Genomic DNA, 19,039 nt, shown 5'->3' with positions numbered 1-19,039 from the left:
TCGCGCCGTCTGCATGCGAGTTCGTAAAGCAGAAGATCACGTCGTTAGCGACAGCCATTTACGCGACAGAGAACCGTGTCCATCTCACGAAATTGCCCCAAAGGGCAATTTCGTTGCCCTTTCCCCCGATAGCCGAACCGTGCGGGCACCCGGATAATGAAACTCGCTATGTCGCCTGGTTCCCGCCGGCCAAGTGGGACACGGCATGTCTGTCCAACGCACCCGCCTGCATCGCTTTCCTGCACCCATTCGAGGTCCTGATTGACTATGGTCCAACCTTCAGTCGGAGCGATCGGCGACACGACCCACACCGCCTCGGCCGACGCACCCGCCGGCATGGTTCGCATCCCTGCTGGCACTTTCGTCATGGGCTCGGACAAGCACTATCCCGAGGAAGCGCCCACGCACAAAGTGCGTGTCGGCGGCTTCCTGATGGATCGCCACACGGTAACAAACGCCGAATTCGAGCGATTCGTCAGGGCGACCGGCCACGTGACGACCGCCGAAAGACCAGCCAATCCCGAAGACTATCCAGGTGCGCTGCCCGAAATGCTGGAGCCGGCCTCGGTCGTGTTCGCGAGGCCGCTGGGTCGAGTGGACTTACGCAATCACTTCAACTGGTGGACTTATATGCGCGGGGCCGACTGGCGTCATCCGCGTGGACCGCGCAGTTCGCTTGAAGGACTTGCGGACCATCCGGTCGTGCACGTTACGTACGAAGACGCGCAAGCTTATGCGCACTGGTCAGGCAAGAGCCTGCCCACCGAAGCGGAGTGGGAATTTGCCGCGCGTGGTGGTCTCGATGCGGCCGAGTTCGTCTGGGGTAATGAGTTCACACCTGGCGGCAAACAGATGGCGAACACGTGGCAAGGCGAATTCCCGTGGCAGAACCTGTTGGAAGACGGCTACGAGTGGACCGCGCCCGTAGGTTCGTTCTCGACGAATGGTTACGGGCTCTACGACATGGCCGGCAACGTATGGCAGTGGACCAGCGACTGGTATCAGGAACACGCGAAGATCGTGAAAACGTGCTGCACGCTGGATAACCCCCGCGGCGGATCGCGCGACGCTAGCGTCGATTCGCACACGCCGCAATTGGCGATCGCGCGCAAGGTGACTAAAGGCGGGTCATTCCTGTGCGCGCCGAACTACTGCAGGCGCTACAGACCCGCCGCCAGGATGGCGCAGCCGCTCGACACGTCCATCTGCCACGTCGGTTTTCGTTGTGTAGTTCGCGATTCTATTTCGGATCGATTCTGAAGCTGGTTGATGGACAGAAGGACAATCCTCTCGCAGACCTGTCGACGACTGGCGCGTCGAGATCCGCTGCCGGCGACGGTGGCTTCATGAATAGGAGATTTCCATGGCGGACAAGAAGAAACCCAACTTTCTGATCTTGTGGGGCGACGACATCGGCCAGTCCAATCTCAGCATCTTCACGAAAGGACTGATGGGGTATCGCACGCCGAACATCGACAGCATTGGCGAAAACGGCATGGTGTTCACGGACTACTACGGCGAACAGAGTTGCACGGCGGGACGCGCCTCGTTCATCACGGGACAGTGCGGTTTGCGCACAGGTTTGACCAAGGTCGGCCTGCCCGGTGCACCGCTCGGCATGCGCGCGGAAGATCCGAATATTCCGGAGTTGCTCAAGGGTCTCGGTTACAGCACCGGCCAGTTTGGCAAGAACCACTTCGGCGATCGTGATGAACACCTTCCGACGATGCACGGCTTCGATGAGTTCTTTGGCAATCTCTATCACCTGAATGCCGAAGAAGAGCCGGAATTGCCCGACTACCCGGATGCCAAGGAATTCCCGGATTTTCGCAAGAAATACGGCCCGCGCGGTGTGCTGCATTGCTGGTCGGACGGCAAAGGCGGCCAGAAGATAGACAACACGGGGCCACTCACGCGCGACCGGATGAAAACCGTGGATACCGAGTTTATCGCGGCGGCCAAGGAATTTATTCAGAAGGCGCACAAGGAAGACAAGCCGTTCTTCGTCTGGTTCAACACCTCGCATATGCACTTTCGCACGCATATCGAAGACCGCATTCGCGGGCAGGCAGGACGCTGGCAATCGGAGTACCACGACTGCATGGTCGAGCACGACAGGCATATCGGCGAGATGCTCGCGCTCCTCGACGAACTGGGCATCGCGAACGATACGATGGTCATGTACAGCACCGACAACGGTCCGCACATGAATTCGTGGCCCGATGCCGGGATGACGCCGTTTCGCAACGAAAAGAATTCGAACTGGGAAGGTGCATACCGCGTTCCCTGTCTCGTGCGCTGGCCCGGCGTGATCGAACCGGGCACGGTATGCAATGACATCGTGAGCCATCTCGACTGGCTGCCCACCATCGTCGACGCCGCAGGTGAAGCAGACATCAAGGAAAAACTGAAAAAGGGCTTCGAAGCCAACGGCAAGAGCTTCAAGGTGCATCTGGACGGCTTCAGCCTGATGCCCTACTTCACCGGCCGGGCAAAGAAATCGGAGCGACAGGGGTTCTACTATTTTACCGATGACGGCGATCTCGCCTGCCTACGCTACGACAACTGGAAAGTCGTCTTTATGGAACAACGTGCCGCAGGCACCTTGCGGATTTGGGCCGAGCCGCTCGTGACCCTGCGCGTGCCGAAGATCTTCAACTTGCGCACGGACCCCTACGAGCGAGCGGACATTACCTCCAACACGTATTACGACTGGCTGCTCGATCACACTTTTATTCTCGTGCCCGCGCAGGCCGGCGTGGCCGAATTCCTGCGGACGTTCAAGGAATACCCGCCGCGTCAAAAAGCGGCGAGTTTCGGCGTGGATCAGGTGATCGAAAAGATGATGGACGCGGCGGGTGGCGGCCATCGCTGATCGCTCCACCTCGCGCCTCGCGCGTGGCCAACCCGGGCGACGTTCTCACTGACGTCGCCCGCCCCTGTTGCTGCCACGACACCCGGATAAGCCATGGATGCCAAGGTTCTGATCCTTCTCGCGCTGAAGTTGGCCATTGCAGGAACAGTCTTCACCTACGGCCTGCAGGCGAACCGGGACGATCTGTTTTATATCGTCCATCGACCAGGCCTTCTGTTGCGCTCACTCGTTGGGATGCTGGTGGCGATGCCCTTGCTCGTGGTGGCTTGCGTCTATTTTCTGAGTCTGCCACAGGCCACTGCAGTCGTGCTCACCGCGCTAGCCATCTCGCCCATTCCGCCACTGCTGCCGAAAAAGCACAAGAAAGCAGGCGGGATCGCGCCCTATGGCCTCGGTCTGCTCGTGGTGCTCGCGCTGGTGTCGATAATCACGGTCCCGGTTTCGGTCGCGTTTTTCGATTGGCTCTTCGCGATTCCGCGAGGCCTGGGCCCCGCCACGATCGTGAAGATCGTAATGTCGATGATCGTCGCGCCGTTCATAGCCGGGCTCGTCGTCGCCAGGTTGATGCCCGTGGTCGCATCACGCCTGGGCATGCCCGTTCGCCGCATCGCCACCCTGCTGCTGATTGCTGGCGGTCTCGTGCTGCTTCTCGGCACGTGGCACGCAATCTGGTCGACCAGCAGCGTGGCAACCGTAGCGGCGATCGTGGCGTTTATCGTCGCCGGCCTGCTGATCGGCCATTGGCTCGGTGGGCCGGCACACGAACATGCTTCGGTGCTGGCGCTGTCGACCGCCTCGCGGCATCCCGCCATTGCGCTGGCTATTTCTGCCGCGAACTATCCCGGTGAGCAGTTCGCGCCCACGCTCGCACTGTATCTGATCCTGTGTACGGTACTGGTCATTCCTTACGTGAAATGGCAGCGTGGCCGCTCGAAGCGCTGCTCCAACGTGCTATGAAGGTCATGTCGTGACTTCGCCTTCTGACCGCGAACATGCGGTAATCCCCAGCACAGACCCCTCCGCGCCACTGATGCCCGACGAGGGCACGCTGCAAACGCGAGCGCGAACCGCGCTGGCGGTCGAGCGCACCTTTCTCGCTGCCGAACGCACGCTGATGGCATGGCTGCGCACGTCCCTGTCGATGATCAGCTTCGGCTTCACGCTAGCGAAATTTTTCGAATACGTGGCGAACCAGAACGGTGCGCCGATCGTGGGTCGATTCGGTGGAACCTGGTCACCGCGCGAGGTTGGAACCGCGATGGTCGTGATCGGCACCCTGGCCCTGCTCGCCGCAGTGATTCAGCACGCGCGACGCGTCGGCGCATTGCGTCGCGAGGGTCTACTCCCGCAATGGAATCTCGCCTTCTGGGTTGCCATCGCCGTGGCAGCGCTCGGCGCGTTCGCGCTGGTCTCCATCGTGCTCGATTGAATGCCGTTTCAAAAGCTCAGTGCGATCCCGAGCGACGCACCCGTAATGTCCTTACCGAACGCATAGCGGGCTACGAACCGCAGGCGTGAAAAGAGTTTCGTCACGGCGCCGGTATCGATTTCGATGCCGGCCCCCAGCGAAGTCAGCTGATTGAAACCGAGAATGTTTGCCTGGCTGCCCAGATAGGTGGAATGCGACAGTTCCAGCACGTACCGCAGAGGACGATGCAATACCAGCAATCCTGTCGGTGCGCGCCAGCGCGCATAGAGGTTGGTTGACTCCGCATTGGCCGAACCTCGCACCGCGCTGGAAGAACCGAAGCTCTGCAGATAAATATCCGTATAGCGCAGCTCCAGATCGAATTCATACGGCTCCTGACGCGGATACCAGCCGACCATCAGTGATCCGCCCAGACCATAGGCGCTGAGCGAACCGTCGCGGATAAAATCTATGTTGCGGTCGGTCTTGTGATTGACGAGAAACTGCGCGGCGCTTGCATCGCTCAGCACTTCACCCAGAGAGAAATTGAAGATCGGGCGGATGATCAGATCTTTCTTCTCGTTCAGAGGAAAGTCCCAACCGATTCCGCCCGTCGCGGCCACGTTGGTCCATCGCGTAGGCAGCGCCCGCTGTGTCTGCCCGTCCGAAACGAGAAACGTGGGATCGTAGCACGAGCCGCCCAGCGCGCCCTCGAGATAAAGCGGGAAATTCGGGCTTAACGTAAAGCCGCCGCCGAACTGGGTCATATTCAGCGACGGATTGCCGGTTGCGCCGTTACGGATCCCAAGCGTACTCGCCGAAAGATCGGGCGTGACAGTAAACGACAACAGCGCCAACACCTGATTCGCGCGACGCTGCACATCCGGACCAGTGAAAGTGGAGGCGCTTTGCGCGAGGGTATTGCCCGGCATGAGACACTGACTCGCAGCGAACAACAATGCGAACGCCACTGCGCGCTTGAGCTTTGAAGTGCTTAGGCCAAGGCCGTATCGACAGACACCGTTTGATCTCTTCAACATGCGCTTTCCCTAAACCAGAGGACCGGCTGGACGGCGCGTGAAATCGCAGGTCGCCGCACCAGCCGCACTCAGGACATCAGGCCTAAGGTCGTGGCGTCACAATCGGGAACAGCGGATTGAAGCTGTCGGTCAGCGAAAGCAGTTCCGTTATCTTGCCGCGATCGCCCTCCACTTTTGCGCGCCCCGCCTCCACTTCCTTATCCAGATTCGTCGTGTGCAGCATGATGTTGTCCAGACTCGATTTTGGCAGGGTCAGCGTCACGTCGGCGTTCTGGATCGGTTTGCCTTCGTTATAAACGAGCACCGAATTCTCCAGTCGCACCGCGTATTGCTTATTGATGTCCGGGAAAATCCAATTGACGGAAATGGCCTTGCCGTCGGCCTTGTCGCCGTCGATATGCATCGAGAGGAATTCCAGAGCCATTTCAGGCGTCATCGCGCGGATCGTGTCCGGGCTCGCGGTCTGCACGGCAGGCACCTTTGGAATGCCATTGCGCAACTCGTATGCGCCCATCAGATAGACATCGCGCCACGGACCCGATTCGGATTGATACCCCAACTGCTCGAGCGCATCCGCCTCCAGGTTTTTCGCTTCCTGGTTGTTCGGCTCGGCGTACACGGCCATGTTCATGACTTGCGCCACCCAACGGTAATCGCCCTTGGCGTATGCGTCGCGCGCTTTCCTGGTGACGGCGGGGACGCCGCCCATGAAATCCATCGTACGCTTCGCGCTATCCACCGGAGGCAGCGGGTGCAGGTCCGCGGGATTGCCGCTATACCAGCCCATATACCGCTGGTAGACCGCCTTCGCATCGTGTACGACCGTACCGTAATAGCCGTGGTTGTACCATTCCTTGTCGAGGCTCGGTGGCAGTTTCACCATGTCGCCGATCTCGTCCATCGTATAGCCCATGTTGAGAAGCCGCAGCGACTGGTCGTGGATGAATTTGTAGGTATCGCGCTGCTTCGCCAGATAGTCGTTGACATGCGCGTTGTCCCACGTCGGCCAGTGGTGCGATGCGAAAACGACCTGGATGTCGGCGCCAAACATGTCGATCGTGGTGTTGAGCGCCTGCCACCATTTGTTGGCATCGCGGACCTGCGCACCACGTAGCGTATAGAGGTTATGCAGCGTATGCGTGGCGTCTTCGGCCGCGCACAGCGCGTGGTACCTGGGGAAATAGAACAGCATTTCCGCAGGCGCTTCGGTGCCGGGTGCCATCTGGAACACAACGTCGATACCGTCGATGGTGCGTTTTTCACCGGTCTTCCTGATGATGTCCGTTGGCGGAATGAGCGTCACCGTTCCGTTCGAAGTCGTCTTGCCAAGGCCGCCGTCCACCTGCCCCTGAGGACCGCGAGGCAGCAGCGAGCCATACATGTAGATCGCACGGCGGCTCATGGCGTTGCCCGCGAAGACGTTCTCGCTCACGGCTTCTTCGAGAAAACCATCCGGGGCGAAGATTTTTACTTTGCCCGCCTTCACGTCGGCTTCGCTCACCACGCCCTTCACCCCGCCGTAGTGATCGATGTGACTGTGCGTGTAGATCACGGCCACCACGGGCTTTTTGGGCCGATGCTGGTAATACAGGTCGAGACCCGCCTTCGCCACTTCAGTCGAAATCAGCGGATCGATCACGATGATGCCGTTGTTGCTTTCAACAATCGTCATGTCGGACAGATCGAAACCGCGGATCTGGTAAATCCCGTCGGTGACCTTGAACAGGCCATTGTTCATGTTCAACTGCGAGTTGCGATACAAACTCGGATTGATGCTCGCCGGTGCGTCCTGACCTTGCAGGAACTGGTAGCCGTTCAGGGTCCAGACGGTCTTGCCATCGGGTGTCCTGACGTTGATATCGGGCAACGTCGCGATAAAGCCGCGCTGCGCATCCGCATAGTCCTGGCGGTCGCTCATTGGCAGCGTCTTGAGCAGGTCTGCGTTGGCCTGTTGCGTGGCAGGCGTTGCGTCTTTGGTGGATTCAGCCGCCAGCGTCGCGCCGAAGCACAGCGGGACTGCGACAAGGGGCAAAAGAAAGCGGATTTTCATGGACATCCTCACGTGGTGATGGCTGGTGCTCAACGGCGTTTTTTCGCGTCATTCCAACAACGAATCTCAAACGGATGTCTGTGGCGAATGGCCCTCCTGCGCAACTCGCGTCGGCTGCGTGTCGCCGCTATCGTTGCGCTCTGCCGACAAAGGCGCGTGCCCAAAACCCGGCTCGGCAACGCGCAATAGACGTCCGGCGTTGGCGAGCACGACGAGCGTGCCGATGTTGTGCAACACGGCGACCCACACCGCGTCCAGCACGCCCAGCGCCGCGACGGCTATCACCGCTCCGGTCCACGCCACGCCAATTCCTGCATTGATCGCCGCTGTACGGCGGCAGCGACGGCCGAGCTTCACGCAGGCCGGCAAGCGGCGCAGATCGTCGCCAAGCAGCACCACGTCCGCGGAAGCGACGGCGATATCCACGCCGCGGCCGCCGATCGCAATGCTGGTGGCGCCCGCCTTGATGGCGAGCACATCGTTCACGCCATCGCCCACGACCAGCGGGTGGCGACCGTCGGCCAGTTCCTGTTCGACGAAGGCGAGCTTGTCCTGCGGCAGAGCGTCGGCGATTACGCGATCGATACCGAGTTGTGCCGCAACTTTTTGCGCCACGCCTTCCCGGTCGCCGGTGAGCAGCGTCTGTTGCGCGAAGCCAAGCGCACGCATTTCGGCGAGCGCCTCCGCTGCGTCTGGGCGCAGCGTGTCGGCAAAGGCGAACCACGCTAGCGGCCGACCCGCGAGCATGAGCCCAGCGAGAGGCCCGTCGTGTTGCGCGGGCGGCACGGTGATGCCCGGTGCGTGTTCGGCCAGCAGCGTCGGGTTACCGAGTACAGCGCAGCCGTCCGGTACGTCTGCAACCACGCCGCGCCCGGGCAACTCGCGCACCGCGTCCTCGCCGTTGGCGCGATGGCCGCGTTCTGCCGCGTAGCGCCGTACGGCACGACTGACCGGATGCGTACTGCCCGCGCAGAGCGTCGCGGCCAGCGCGAGCACACGCGCTTCATTCGCATCCGGTTCCAGGGTCAAGTGCACGACACGGAGAACGCCGTGCGTGAGCGTGCCGGTCTTGTCGATCACGAGGGAATCGAGATCCGCGACACGGTCGAGAAAGGCCGCGTTGCGCAGTAGCAGGCCGTGGCGCGCGCCAAGCGCAATGCCCGCAATGGCGGTTGCCGGTGCGGCCAGCACGAGCGCGCAGGGACAGGCCGCCACGATCACCGCCAGCATCGTCGACGCGTTGGAGCTAACGAACCAGACGAGCGCGGCAACCACGAGCACGAGCGCGAGGTAGCCGCCCATGTAGCGTTCCAGCGCTTCGGTGACGGGCGGTTTCACGCGCTCCGCGTGTTCGAGCAACTCGACGATTCGCCCGAGCGTCGACTGTTCGCCCACCTGCGTCACCTCGATGCGTAGCACGCCATCGAGATTCATCGCACCGCCATAGACGATTGCGCCTGCACCGACTTCATGTGGCAGCGATTCGCCCGTAATCGGGCTGTTGTCCACGGCGGAGCGCCCGGTCTTCACCACGCCGTCGGCGGGAATGCGCGCGCCCGCCGGGACTTCGAGCAGATCGCCGCGCGCGAGCGCCTCGGCAGCTACCGCATCGATGGACCCGTCAGCCCGGAGCCGGCGCGCCGTGGTAGCCGCCAGCCTGGCGAGCGCCTGGATCGCTTCCTGTGAACCGAGCACGCTCCGTTCCTCGAGCGCGTGGCCGAAGGTCATGACGATAGGCAGGAGCGCGGCGGTCGTCATGTCGCCCGTGGCCCACGCCGCGAGCATCGCGAGCGCGATCAGACGATCGGTCACGCCGTGCAGGCTCGGCGCGCGCAGGCTGCACCACGCGCTCGAAAACACCGGCCCGGCGACGATCAGCGACGCGAGGCCGGCGAGCACGTCTGGCAGTACCGTGCCCTGCGCCGGCACGGCCCGCCAGCCAAAAGACAACAACAGCAAACCGCCCGCGCCGAGCGCCAGCGCAATGCGGCATGTGATCGCGCGGCGCTCCGCCGGCGCGAGCGCGATGCCAGGCAGGTTCTCCGGGACGATCGGCGCGGCCGCTGGGGCTGCGCGCTCGGCTTGTCCAAGACCTGCACGACCGATGGACTCTGCGTGGGTGCTCACGGTGCCTTCCCCGGAAGAACAAGACTCGATGTGTCATAAGGGTCGATCGTGGTGACGTGGCCCGCCTTCGAGAGAATCTGCGCGATGCGCTCCCGATAGGTGCGGGCCAGCAATCCGCCGTCACTGCCCGCATGCAGGGCCGCTTCAAGTTGCTGGATCGTCTGCGTTTCAGACTGCGCCGTAGAGGTTCGCTCCGTCGCGCTCGCAGTGGCTTGCTGAATGATTTCGTCGGCGCGCTGTTGGGCCGTCTGACGTGTCGTCTCCGCCGCGGTACGTGCGTCGGCCGTATTACGCTCGGCCGTTTGCAACGAACTCAGCACCGAGTTGAATGCGTCGACGGCTGCGCCGGGCACGTTCGCTGTCAGGTCGACCCGCACGACCTCTATGCCGAGGCCTGCGCGCATCGCTTCCAGGACGCGCAAGCGTCGTTCGACTCCGCGCGCGACATTGTCGCGCAACCGTTCTCGCTGAGCGGCCATCTGCGCATCGCCGGCCAGCAGTTCGGGGCGGCCGACGAGGATCGCATCGAGATCGCGCGCAGCGGCCGCCTCTGCTACCGCCGCCGCCGAGATGCGCTCCAGCGCCGGCGCGAGCAGCCCTCGTTGCAATACGTAGTTGACCGGTGAACTCACCCGGTAAAAAAGCGTAGCGCCGAGCTGTACGACGGCAACGTTACCGGTGAGCACATACCCGGAGCCAGCCAACGCGTCGGGAAGCGGCGTGCCGTTAGTGCCCGTGGCAGCGTCCGCATGAAAGCCCCACGACGACATATCGTTGAACGGCAGCGTTGTGTCGCCGGACGATGCCGATGTCGACGGCGATGGATCGAGCGCTCGCGCACGCGGATCGCGCATCAGGGTCGCGATGGGTTGTTCGAGCACGCGCGCCGGACCCGGCAACAACGCGACAGATTCGAACGGCCGTGGCCACGCCAGCAGCAGCCCCGCGCGCTGAATCCGTACGACCCTGCCAAAACGCATCACTGCCGCCTGGCTTTCCGGCGGCACGCGCTGAACATTGGAAAAACTCCAGACGATCGCGGCGACTGCGGCAAGAGCGACGATAAACCACCAGACCGCACGCACGGATTGCACGATCGCCGGGTCGCGTGAGGCTAACGGAACGCTGCTCATGGTGTACAACGCGTCCGCGCGCAAGGCAGGCTTTCGCGCGCCACGGCATTCGTCGCGTTGAGCCCCGCTGGTCCCTGCACGAGCGCACGGAACGGTGCGGCATCCGTGCGCAGTATCAGGCTTGTATTGCCGTTGACCACACCCGCCAGTGTGTCGAGTGAACGGAGCATCGTGTAAAGCGGTGGATTGTCCGCGTAGCTCTTGCCGTAGATCGCAGCGGCATCGCGGCGCGATTGCGCCTCGATCTCCGCCGCCTTCGCGCCCGCGTCGGCGATGACGATGCGCGCATCCCGGTCGGCGTCGGAGCGGATTTGCGCGGCCTCACGTTTGCCCTCGGCGGTGCGTTGCGCGGCGACCGTTTCGCGTTCGGCGCGCATCCGTTCCACGGTAGCAGCAAGAGTGGACGCCGGCAGAGTAAGCCGCTCAATGCCGACCTGCACGGCATGTACGCCGTAGGTAGCATAGAGTTGCGCGTCAACTTGCCGGCGCAGTTCATCCTCGAACGCCCACAATTTGATTTGTGATGAGTCGGTGTTGACCAGTTCAGCGAGATCGAAACCCGATGTGATGGTTTGCAGTGCCGAGCCGACCAACGAACGGATTTGCCGCGCTGCCTCGTCGGGCTCGTTGCGCACCGCACGCACGAAGCGGCGCACGTCGGACGTTTCACCCGGCACGCGCCAGGCGACGTAGGCCTGAACGAGAATGCGCAGCCCGTCTCGCGTGCCGACATCCTGCAGCCCACTCGATGTCGTGTGCAACCGCAAATCAACGGGCACCGCCGTTTCGATCGGCGCAGGTAAGCGCCACGCGAGGCCTGGATCGAGCACCACGCGCACCGGATCGCCAAAGCGCGTGATCACCGCGGCCTCACCCTCGTGAACCTGTACCGCGCTGGCTACCAGTGCCGCGATCACCACGCATAACAAAGCGAGACCGGCGCGCCAGACCACGCCCGGTTTGCTCCCGCCAACTTGCGCGCCGTGCCCGTGACCATGATGGTGGTGGCCGTGGCGCGCATGGCTTCCATGCAGATGAAGATGTGAATCGCTCAAGATCTGCTCCGCTTTTTGATGAAACGATGCCGTGCAAACACGAGCTGTCGGCGAGATCAATAGAGGCGCTTTGCACCTGCCGCGTCGCCTGCGTTGTAAGCGCGCAGATCGATCGTCGCGCGGTGGCCACCGACGAGGCCGTCGTCGATGACAGTGAGGTTCGCGCTCTGCAAACCCTTCTGCAAGGCGTGCAGGTAGTACTCGAACGGAAAAGCCTGGCCGCCGGCGCTTTGCGCGGCTATGTCGGCGGTGAAAGAGATTTGCCTGGCACGCGCGGCCGAAAGCGTTTCGGCCGCGCTGGCGCTGGCGGCATCGATGCCCGAGGTAGCCGATTCGCGTGCGCTGCCGACAACCGTGGCCGCCAGCCCACGCGCCTGTGCGACGCTCGCCACGGCGCGAATCTGCGAGGCCTGCACGTTATGCCATGCGGCAGAGGCGCCCGCGGGCGGATGGACGCTTTCGAGCACCACCGCCAGGACTTCAATGCCGCTGCCGAGCGCATCGAGTTGCTGCGCCACCGCTTGACGGATAGCGTCGGCAATAACGGTCTGCCGTGTTTCGACGAGCACGTCGAGCGTATGCGAGGCGAGATAGCGAAGCACTTCGCGACTGCCTATCGAGCGGATCAGCGAAGGCGCGTCGTTGAAGCGATATTGCGATGCTCGAGCCGCCGCGTCGGTCTGGCCAATCCGGTAGTCGATACGCACGTCCGCGTTCACCACTTCAAAGTTCTGCTGATGCCCCTTTCCACCCGCGATCACCTGTGTTGTCTCCCAGGGATGCGCGACGTCCCACATGCGGTCCAGCTGTTCTGGTGTGCGAGCGTCTGCTGCCACGAGCGGCGCTGCGGCGCGTGCGTCACCCGCATCCCCACCGATGTTGGAGATAACAATTTGATGGACCGCACCGTTTTCAAGCAACCGCGTATGGCCGAACGGCCACGGAAATCCCACATGCAGGCCCGGTTGCCAGACGGAAACGGCCGCGCCGAAGCGCTCGTAGACGGCGCGTTGGTCGGATTGCAACACGCTGACGCCGCTCAACAACCAGGCGGCCGCCACGAATGCAACGCACGCACCGGGCAACAGACGCACGGTGCTGCTAATGACCCAGTTTTGCCGCAGGTCGATGCCATAGCGACGATGCAGCGCCTCACCCAGCTCGGCCGGCGTTGCGTGGGGTCGTGTCAACCAGCGAGCGATCGCGCTACTGACCGGGGTGAGCGGCGCCGCGCCCACTTCCGGCGGCGTGAACCAGTTTGCCACGACCCGCAACAAGAATTCGCATGCGATTGCAGCAGGTAGCGACGCGCCCACAATTGCCAGCCAGCGCGCGTCGACACCCTGCCATGCGTCGAGCGCCGCGCATGCGGCGCCCACGAGTGTGACGATTAGCAGGGCCCGCAGCATTCCAGCGATCAATAGGTTCGCGCGGTTACGCGTTACCTGAGCCGCAAACGCACGCTCGACGATAAGCGTGGCGAGCGCAAGCGCGAGTGCCATGCAACAACCTACGGTCATGACCGTGCGCGCGTTTGGGCTTTGAGCGAGAGGTCGTCGGTCGAATATGAATCCGGTAGCGGCGCATAGGAGCAGCGCACCTGAGGCACTCAGAACAACGAGCCACGGCCACCAGCACACGGCACGCAGCCACATGCAGGCACGGGAAACTTGCCGGCGCCAGAATACAAGGCGCGTGACATTGCGCGTGCCGGTACCGGGTTCTTGGACGACGCGATCGGTCTGCTTGGCGGGAGCGCCCGTGAGCCACGCACCCATCGCGACAATGCAAAGATTCACTGCTGCTGCGGCAATAGGCGCGATCCAGCGGAATTCCCCGTACGTCGCACGTGCAAAAATAAAAACCGACAGGATCAGGGCGAGCGCAAAGCCTGCGCTTCCCAGCGTTAGCAGCTTTGAGCGGGCAATGGGCGCTGTAACTTTAGTGTTCCCACGGAGCATGAAGACCGCCTCCAACAGGTTGCCGCTATGGAGAAAACCTTTGCGTTTTCGTTTCTCGTCCGAGTTCAGTCACTTCATGCCGGTCGACGCATCGTCCCGGAACGAGACCAATGACTGTCGGCCGCGTTTGCCGCAAGCACCGCGTGCCTCGCGGGTCAGCTTCTGAATATCGGCAGGCGGACAAACGGCGTACTGGGGCAAAGAATCACTGCTTATCGGATTGTTGATCATGCAATCGCGGCTATCCATAGGTACTTCGGGCAATCTGGTTGCCCCGAGGGGCAACATCGAATTGAGTCCTTTATTTTGGCCAAAATGGTGGCTACATTAAGTTCGCAGGTATCGCGCGGCGCCGCACGGCAGCGTTGCCGCCACTACCCGTTTAGATGCGAGCGCACGTCCCTCACACTCGGGAGAGCACGATGACAAGAAACGTTTTCGCCGTTGTCGCCGTGGCCGGAACGCTCTTCGCAGTCACACCCGGCGTCTGGGCTCAGGCCGCCCCGGCCAGCGAGGCGAATAGCGCCGCGACCAACGTCGATCCAGCCGCTGTCCAGGCGCTTCAGAAAATGGGCTCGTATCTACAGTCACTCAAGCGCTTTAGCGTATCCATCGACCTGACAGGCGAACGCGTTCTTGACGACGGCGAAAAACTTCAGCATACGGCGATGGCAACGCTTTTCGTCGAACGACCCGATCGGATTCGTGCGCTGATGGTGAGTTCTCGAAGCGAGCGCGAAATTATTTATAACGGCAAAACCGCGGTCCTTTATTCGCCTCAACAAAAGTTCTATTCAAGTGTTGCCTTCGACGGCAACCTGTCCGCCCTGATCGAACAGTTGCGTGTGCGCTACGCCGTGGAGTTTCCCCTTGCAGATCTGTTCATCTGGGGTACAGCCGATGCGCCGACCGACCAGTTTGAGTCCGCGATGTTCGCTGGCCAGGACTTCGTCGGGCGGGACATATGCGATCACTACGCATTCCGGCAAAAAGGCGTCGACTGGCAAATCTGGATTACCACAGGCGAAAAGCCTTTGCCGCGCAAACTCGTGATCACGCGGCGGGATGACGAAGCGCGACCGCAGTCGATCTCTATCGTGGAGTGGACGACTTCACCGGCATTCAAGGATTCCGTGTTCACGTTCCAGTCACCGAAAGGCGCGAAGAAGATCGAACTCGTTCCGGTTGCCGGCAAGAAGGAGTAGATCATGAGGCCTCCATTTGTTCATTGCCTGGCTTTGCTGCTCCTTGCCGGCACAAGTGCCAGCCCGGCCCTGCTCCCTCAAGCCGAAGCGGCTGGGCGCGGAGCCGGCCATGTCGAGCGAGGTGCGCGGGGCGGCGGTGGCGGCGGCCCTCGAGCCGGTGGTGCGCAATTGAACAGTACGCACGCGGACGCCCGCACCCGCAACGTCCGCAACACCAGCGTGAACAACGTCAACGTCAATCGCGACGTCAATGTCAACGTGAACGACCATCGCGGTGGCTGGGACGACGACTATCATCCGGTGGCTACCGCGGCTGCCGTTACGGCGACAGTCGCCGTTACGTCAGCGGTAGTCGGGTCGATCGTGCGCTCGGTGCCGCCGAATTGCGCGCCGGTCAACTACGGAGGCATGATCTACCAGCACTGCGGTAGTAGCTGGTACCAGCCGCAGGGCTCGCAATATATCGTCGTCAATGCTCCGTATTGACGCATTGTGCAGCCGACGTATCGAACGGCGTGACTGAAAAAAACGTTGGAAGTCGCCACTGCGCTAGCTGCACACGACGCGGAGTCCGCCAGCGAAAGGTTTGACATTCGAGGGATGCATGGAACAACTCTTCAGACATCCAATCATTCTGTTCTTCGTGGCGTTCGTGCTGATGTCACTGGCAGGCTGGATCGGCGCTGCGATACTCCGACCGCGCTTCCCGATCAACGACGAGTCAAAAGACGATTTCAAACTCGTTCAGTCCGCTACGTTGACACTACTCGCGCTGGTGATCGGGTTCAGCCTGTCGATGGCGGTGAACCGCTACGATCAGCGAAAAAATTATGAAGAGGAAGAAGCCAATGCGATCGGCACGGAATTCGTTCGGGCCGATCTGCTTCCGGCCGGTGCAGGAACTCAGATTCGTGCCGACCTCGCGCGCTATCTGGACCTCCGCATTGCGTTTTATCAGACACGCGACGAACAAGGCATCAAGCAGATTAACGTGGCTACGGCAAATTTGCAGAACAGGTTATGGCGCATGGCGGGAAGCGCCGCGCAGACGCAGCCGAATCCTGTCACGGCTCTCGCCGTGGCGGGCATGAACGACGTGCTCAACACGCAGGGCTACACCCAAGCTGCATGGTGGAACCGGGTGCCCCTGGCAGCATGGGTATTGCTGATCTTAATCGGCACGCTGGCCAATATGCTGGTCGGTTATGGCGCGGAAAATTCGCAAGGAAAAGGCCGCCTTCTGCTGATCATGCCTGTCACCATCTCTCTCTCGTTCATGTTGATCGCGGACATAGACAGCCCGCGCAACGGGATCATACGGGTCATACCACAAAACCTGATCAGCACCGCGCAGTCGCTGCCTAAACCTTGACTTCGCGAAGCACAATCACGTTGCCCCAAAACCCCAATAGCATCGAAAGGCGGCACGCACGGCATTATCCGAACCCGAAGAGGAGCGCAACATGGCCACAGTCCAGACCATCAGTGAGCGGCAGGAAGCCGGAAAACTCGCACGGGAACGTTCGCCGCGCTCACAGAATGCCATGATCGGAAACGTCGATCGGGACCCCGTCCAGTTGTTAAGGGAAAACAGCGCGGGTCGCGTTGACGCGCTTGTCCCGTTGCGCTACGGACGGATGTCCGTGTCGCCCTTTACGTTCTATCGCGGCAGCGCGATTCTCCAGGCTCACGATCTTTCGGGAACGGCCTGTTCGGGGATCAGGTTTCCCATTTGTGGCGATGCCCATCTGATGAATTTTGGCGGCTTCGCGACACCCGAGCGACAGTTGATCTTCGATCTCAACGATTTCGACGAAGTCGCGGTTGGCCCATGGGAATGGGATGTCAAGCGGCTCGCCGCGAGTTTCGCGGTTGCCGGCGAACACATGGGTATAGACCGGGGAAGCATCGACGATATCGTCACGACCGCCATGCAGGAATACCGTGACCGGATGCATAACTACGCCGAATGCAGCGCGCTTGAACTCTGGCATGAGATCGTCACGTTCGAGCGGATGATCGACGCCGCCGCCACCAGCGAAGGGCGGCAACTGGTCCGTCGGGCCATGGAGAAAGCGGCGGGTCGCACGCATGAAAGCATGCTGGGGAAAATGGCCACCGAGAACAATGGCCGCTGGACGATTCAGGACGCGCCACCCGCTCTGTTTCATCCAGGTGGCCCCAACTCGTTGCTTGGCGATGAGCAAAAATGGTCGGATACCGACGAATGGAAAGGCAAGCTCGCTGCCGCATTCGACAGCTATCTGATGACTATTGCACCGGAGCGCCGGCAACTCATCGCGCAGTTCGAGCTTCAGGATATCGCCTTCAAGGTTGTCGGCGTGGGCAGTGTCGGTACGTTCTGTCTGGTGATGCTGTTTATCGACAGCCACGGCAAGCCGCTCTTCCTGCAGGTCAAGGAGGCGCGCCAGTCGGTCATCGCGCGCTATTTCGACGCCGACAATCCGGCTCACGAGGGCGAACGCGTGGTCAACGGTCAGCGCCTGCTGCAAGCCGCGAGTGACTCCTTTCTTGGCTGGACCACGGGACCAGCCGGCCGCTACTTCTATTTTCGCCAATTGCGCGACATGAAGATAGCGGCGGAAGTCGAGAGGATGAACAGCACGATTCTCGAGGGTTACGCGCGCATCTGCGGTTGGGCGCTTGCGCGAGCCCATGCCAAGGCAGCCGGAAAGGCGATCGAAATCGCGGCCTATCTGGGCAACGGTGGCCGCTTTGCAGAAGCGCTCGCGAAGTACGCGTTCGCGTACGCCGCGCAGAACCAGAAGGACTACGACACCTTCATGCGCGCGTGCCGAGCGGGCAAACTGGAAGCGCGCAGTGACGAAGACATGGCGGCGGATTTTCGCGTGTGAAGGGGTGAACGACGCACACCATTTCGATCCGTTATCCGCGCGAGGTCGGTGCGGCCCGTCACCCAATCCGGGAGAGACGCGATGAACGGGAGAATTTCTCGACTCGTCGTGCAGGTGTGTCTCGCGCTAACGTCGACAACGCTGTGCGCTGCCTCCCTGCCTTCGCCGTTGCCGTTGCCGTTGCCGCAAGACAGCCTGACCGGCCACGCAGGAATCGTCCGGGTCGCGGACGGCGTGCAACCGGCAACCTCGGCCTCGAACCGAGTGAGCAGTCCACTGCGAGTGGCGATTGCTGCGGTTGCTCCCTTTGTACTTCCCCAGGCGGCAACGCCGGAAGGCTTCAGCATTGATCTCTGGAACGAAATGGCGCGTCGCATGCATACCGAATTCACCTGGATGGTCCTGCCAGACCAGCCAGCCTTATTGACCGCGCTGCAACAAGGCAGTGCCGACGTCGCAATAGCGGCGATCACCATGACCCCGGAACGCGAGACGAAAGTAGACTTCTCTCTCCCCTATTTCGACTCCGGCCTGCAGATCATGGTCCGGGCGCAAAGCGAAAGCTCGCTCATGAGCAGTGTCCTGGCGATTCCGTGGTTGGCGCTGCTCCAGTTCGTCGCCATCGCGAGTGCGATTGTCCTTGTGCTGGCCAACCTGGTATTGCTCTCCGAGCGTAGGCGTGACCCCGCTTTTTGCAAACCCTATTGGCGGGCACTCGGCGAAGGCATTTGGGTAACCATGCTCATTATCGCCACCGGCGAGCACGGCGAGCGCGACGCGCCAGGTGTAGGGAAACGCATTCTGGTGCCGGCGATGTGGCTTATTGGCGTTGTGTTGATCGCACAGTTCACCGCGACAGTCACATCATCGCAAACCGTTGCGCGCCTGCAATCGAACATTCACGGTCCAGACGACCTGCCCGGGAAGAAGATTGGCACGGTGCCGGGAACCGTCGCCGCAGACTATCTCACTCATCGCGGCCTGTCCTTTCTCAGCGTGCACACCGCAGACGAAGGATTCAGACTTCTGACGCAGGGAGACGTGCAAGCTATTGTCTACGACGCCCCTACCCTTCGGTACTGGGCCGCGCGACGCGGTAACGGTGAACTGATCGTAGTGGGACCGCTATTCAGACCCGAGAAATACGGTATCGCCGTAGCCAATGGAAGTGCGTTGCGCAAATCCATTAACGAAACGCTTCTCGCCATGTACGAAGACGGGACCTACGAACAGATCTATGGAAAGTGGTTTTCTTCGCAAAAGTGACCTGAATACCGTTTAGCCAATTTAGCCAGGCTGCGGTAAAGAC

General features: G+C 61.5%; 15 protein-coding genes. 9 read left to right on the top strand and 6 right to left on the bottom strand.

Features of this window, described 5'->3' with window-relative positions:
- Positions 1 to 267: 267 nt before the first annotated feature.
- The 4 genes from B0G83_RS19640 (at position 268) to B0G83_RS19625 (ending at position 4,304) form a co-directional block, all read left to right on the top strand.
- A complete protein-coding gene (locus tag B0G83_RS19640) occupies positions 268 to 1,260 on the top strand; it encodes a formylglycine-generating enzyme family protein (RefSeq protein WP_258167990.1) in 993 nt (330 codons plus the stop codon).
- A 103-nt stretch (positions 1,261 to 1,363) separates the two neighbouring features.
- Positions 1,364 to 2,875 (top strand): arylsulfatase, encoded by a 1,512-nt coding sequence (locus tag B0G83_RS19635; RefSeq protein ID WP_105509062.1) that lies wholly within the window; start codon positions 1,364 to 1,366, stop codon positions 2,873 to 2,875.
- A 93-nt stretch (positions 2,876 to 2,968) separates the two neighbouring features.
- Positions 2,969 to 3,832 carry a bile acid:sodium symporter family protein gene (locus tag B0G83_RS19630; RefSeq protein ID WP_105509061.1) on the top strand — a complete coding sequence of 288 codons (864 nt, stop codon included), beginning with the start codon at positions 2,969 to 2,971 and terminating at the stop codon, positions 3,830 to 3,832.
- 73 nt (positions 3,833 to 3,905) lie between these two features.
- The gene (locus tag B0G83_RS19625; protein ID WP_105509060.1) at positions 3,906 to 4,304 is read left to right on the top strand and encodes a YidH family protein; all 399 of its coding nucleotides are present in this window, start codon (positions 3,906 to 3,908) and stop codon (positions 4,302 to 4,304) included.
- 8 nt (positions 4,305 to 4,312) lie between these two features.
- Here the strand turns inward: B0G83_RS19625 and B0G83_RS19620 are convergent, their stop codons facing one another.
- From B0G83_RS19620 to B0G83_RS19595, 6 genes are all read right to left on the bottom strand, one after another.
- On the bottom strand, positions 4,313 to 5,050 hold the full coding sequence (locus tag B0G83_RS19620; RefSeq protein WP_258167987.1) for a hypothetical protein: 738 nt from the start codon (positions 5,048 to 5,050) through the stop codon (positions 4,313 to 4,315).
- A 355-nt stretch (positions 5,051 to 5,405) separates the two neighbouring features.
- Positions 5,406 to 7,373, bottom strand: coding sequence for an alkyl/aryl-sulfatase (locus tag B0G83_RS19615; RefSeq protein WP_219849032.1), 1,968 nt, complete (start codon positions 7,371 to 7,373; stop codon positions 5,406 to 5,408).
- A gap of 66 nt (positions 7,374 to 7,439) precedes the next feature.
- Positions 7,440 to 9,500 (bottom strand): cation-translocating P-type ATPase, encoded by a 2,061-nt coding sequence (locus B0G83_RS19610; protein ID WP_258167986.1) that lies wholly within the window; start codon positions 9,498 to 9,500, stop codon positions 7,440 to 7,442.
- On the bottom strand, positions 9,497 to 10,633 hold the full coding sequence (locus tag B0G83_RS19605) for an SPFH domain-containing protein (RefSeq protein WP_105509244.1): 1,137 nt from the start codon (positions 10,631 to 10,633) through the stop codon (positions 9,497 to 9,499). Before B0G83_RS19605 ends, B0G83_RS19610 begins: the two co-directional genes overlap by 4 nt.
- A complete protein-coding gene (gene hflC / locus B0G83_RS19600) occupies positions 10,630 to 11,688 on the bottom strand; it encodes a protease modulator HflC (protein ID WP_258167985.1) in 1,059 nt (352 codons plus the stop codon). Before hflC ends, B0G83_RS19605 begins: the two co-directional genes overlap by 4 nt.
- Before the next feature lie 56 nt (positions 11,689 to 11,744).
- Positions 11,745 to 13,664, bottom strand: coding sequence for an SPFH domain-containing protein (locus tag B0G83_RS19595; protein ID WP_258167984.1), 1,920 nt, complete (start codon positions 13,662 to 13,664; stop codon positions 11,745 to 11,747).
- 407 nt (positions 13,665 to 14,071) lie between these two features.
- On the opposite strand from B0G83_RS19595, the gene B0G83_RS19590 reads away from it, so the two are divergent.
- The 5 genes from B0G83_RS19590 to B0G83_RS19570 all read left to right on the top strand — a co-directional run bounded on the left by B0G83_RS19590 (position 14,072) and on the right by B0G83_RS19570 (position 18,996).
- A complete protein-coding gene (locus tag B0G83_RS19590) occupies positions 14,072 to 14,854 on the top strand; it encodes a DUF2092 domain-containing protein (protein WP_105509058.1) in 783 nt (260 codons plus the stop codon).
- Positions 14,855 to 15,022: 168 nt separating this feature from the next.
- The gene (locus tag B0G83_RS19585; RefSeq protein WP_374954927.1) at positions 15,023 to 15,340 is read left to right on the top strand and encodes a hypothetical protein; all 318 of its coding nucleotides are present in this window, start codon (positions 15,023 to 15,025) and stop codon (positions 15,338 to 15,340) included.
- 118 nt (positions 15,341 to 15,458) lie between these two features.
- On the top strand, positions 15,459 to 16,226 hold the full coding sequence (locus B0G83_RS19580; protein WP_105509056.1) for a hypothetical protein: 768 nt from the start codon (positions 15,459 to 15,461) through the stop codon (positions 16,224 to 16,226).
- Between the two features lie 91 nt (positions 16,227 to 16,317).
- Complete coding sequence (locus tag B0G83_RS19575; RefSeq protein WP_105509055.1) at positions 16,318 to 17,730, top strand: DUF2252 domain-containing protein; 1,413 nt, start codon at positions 16,318 to 16,320, stop codon at positions 17,728 to 17,730.
- Positions 17,731 to 17,811: 81 nt separating this feature from the next.
- Positions 17,812 to 18,996, top strand: a complete 1,185-nt coding sequence (locus B0G83_RS19570; RefSeq protein ID WP_146120261.1) for a transporter substrate-binding domain-containing protein — start codon at positions 17,812 to 17,814, stop codon at positions 18,994 to 18,996.
- Positions 18,997 to 19,039 lie beyond the last annotated feature (43 nt).

The sequence above is a fragment of the Paraburkholderia sp. BL21I4N1 genome, assembly GCF_002973525.1.
Classification (GTDB): Bacteria; Pseudomonadota; Gammaproteobacteria; order Burkholderiales; family Burkholderiaceae; genus Paraburkholderia.
This window is presented reverse-complemented; position numbering and strand designations above follow the sequence as displayed.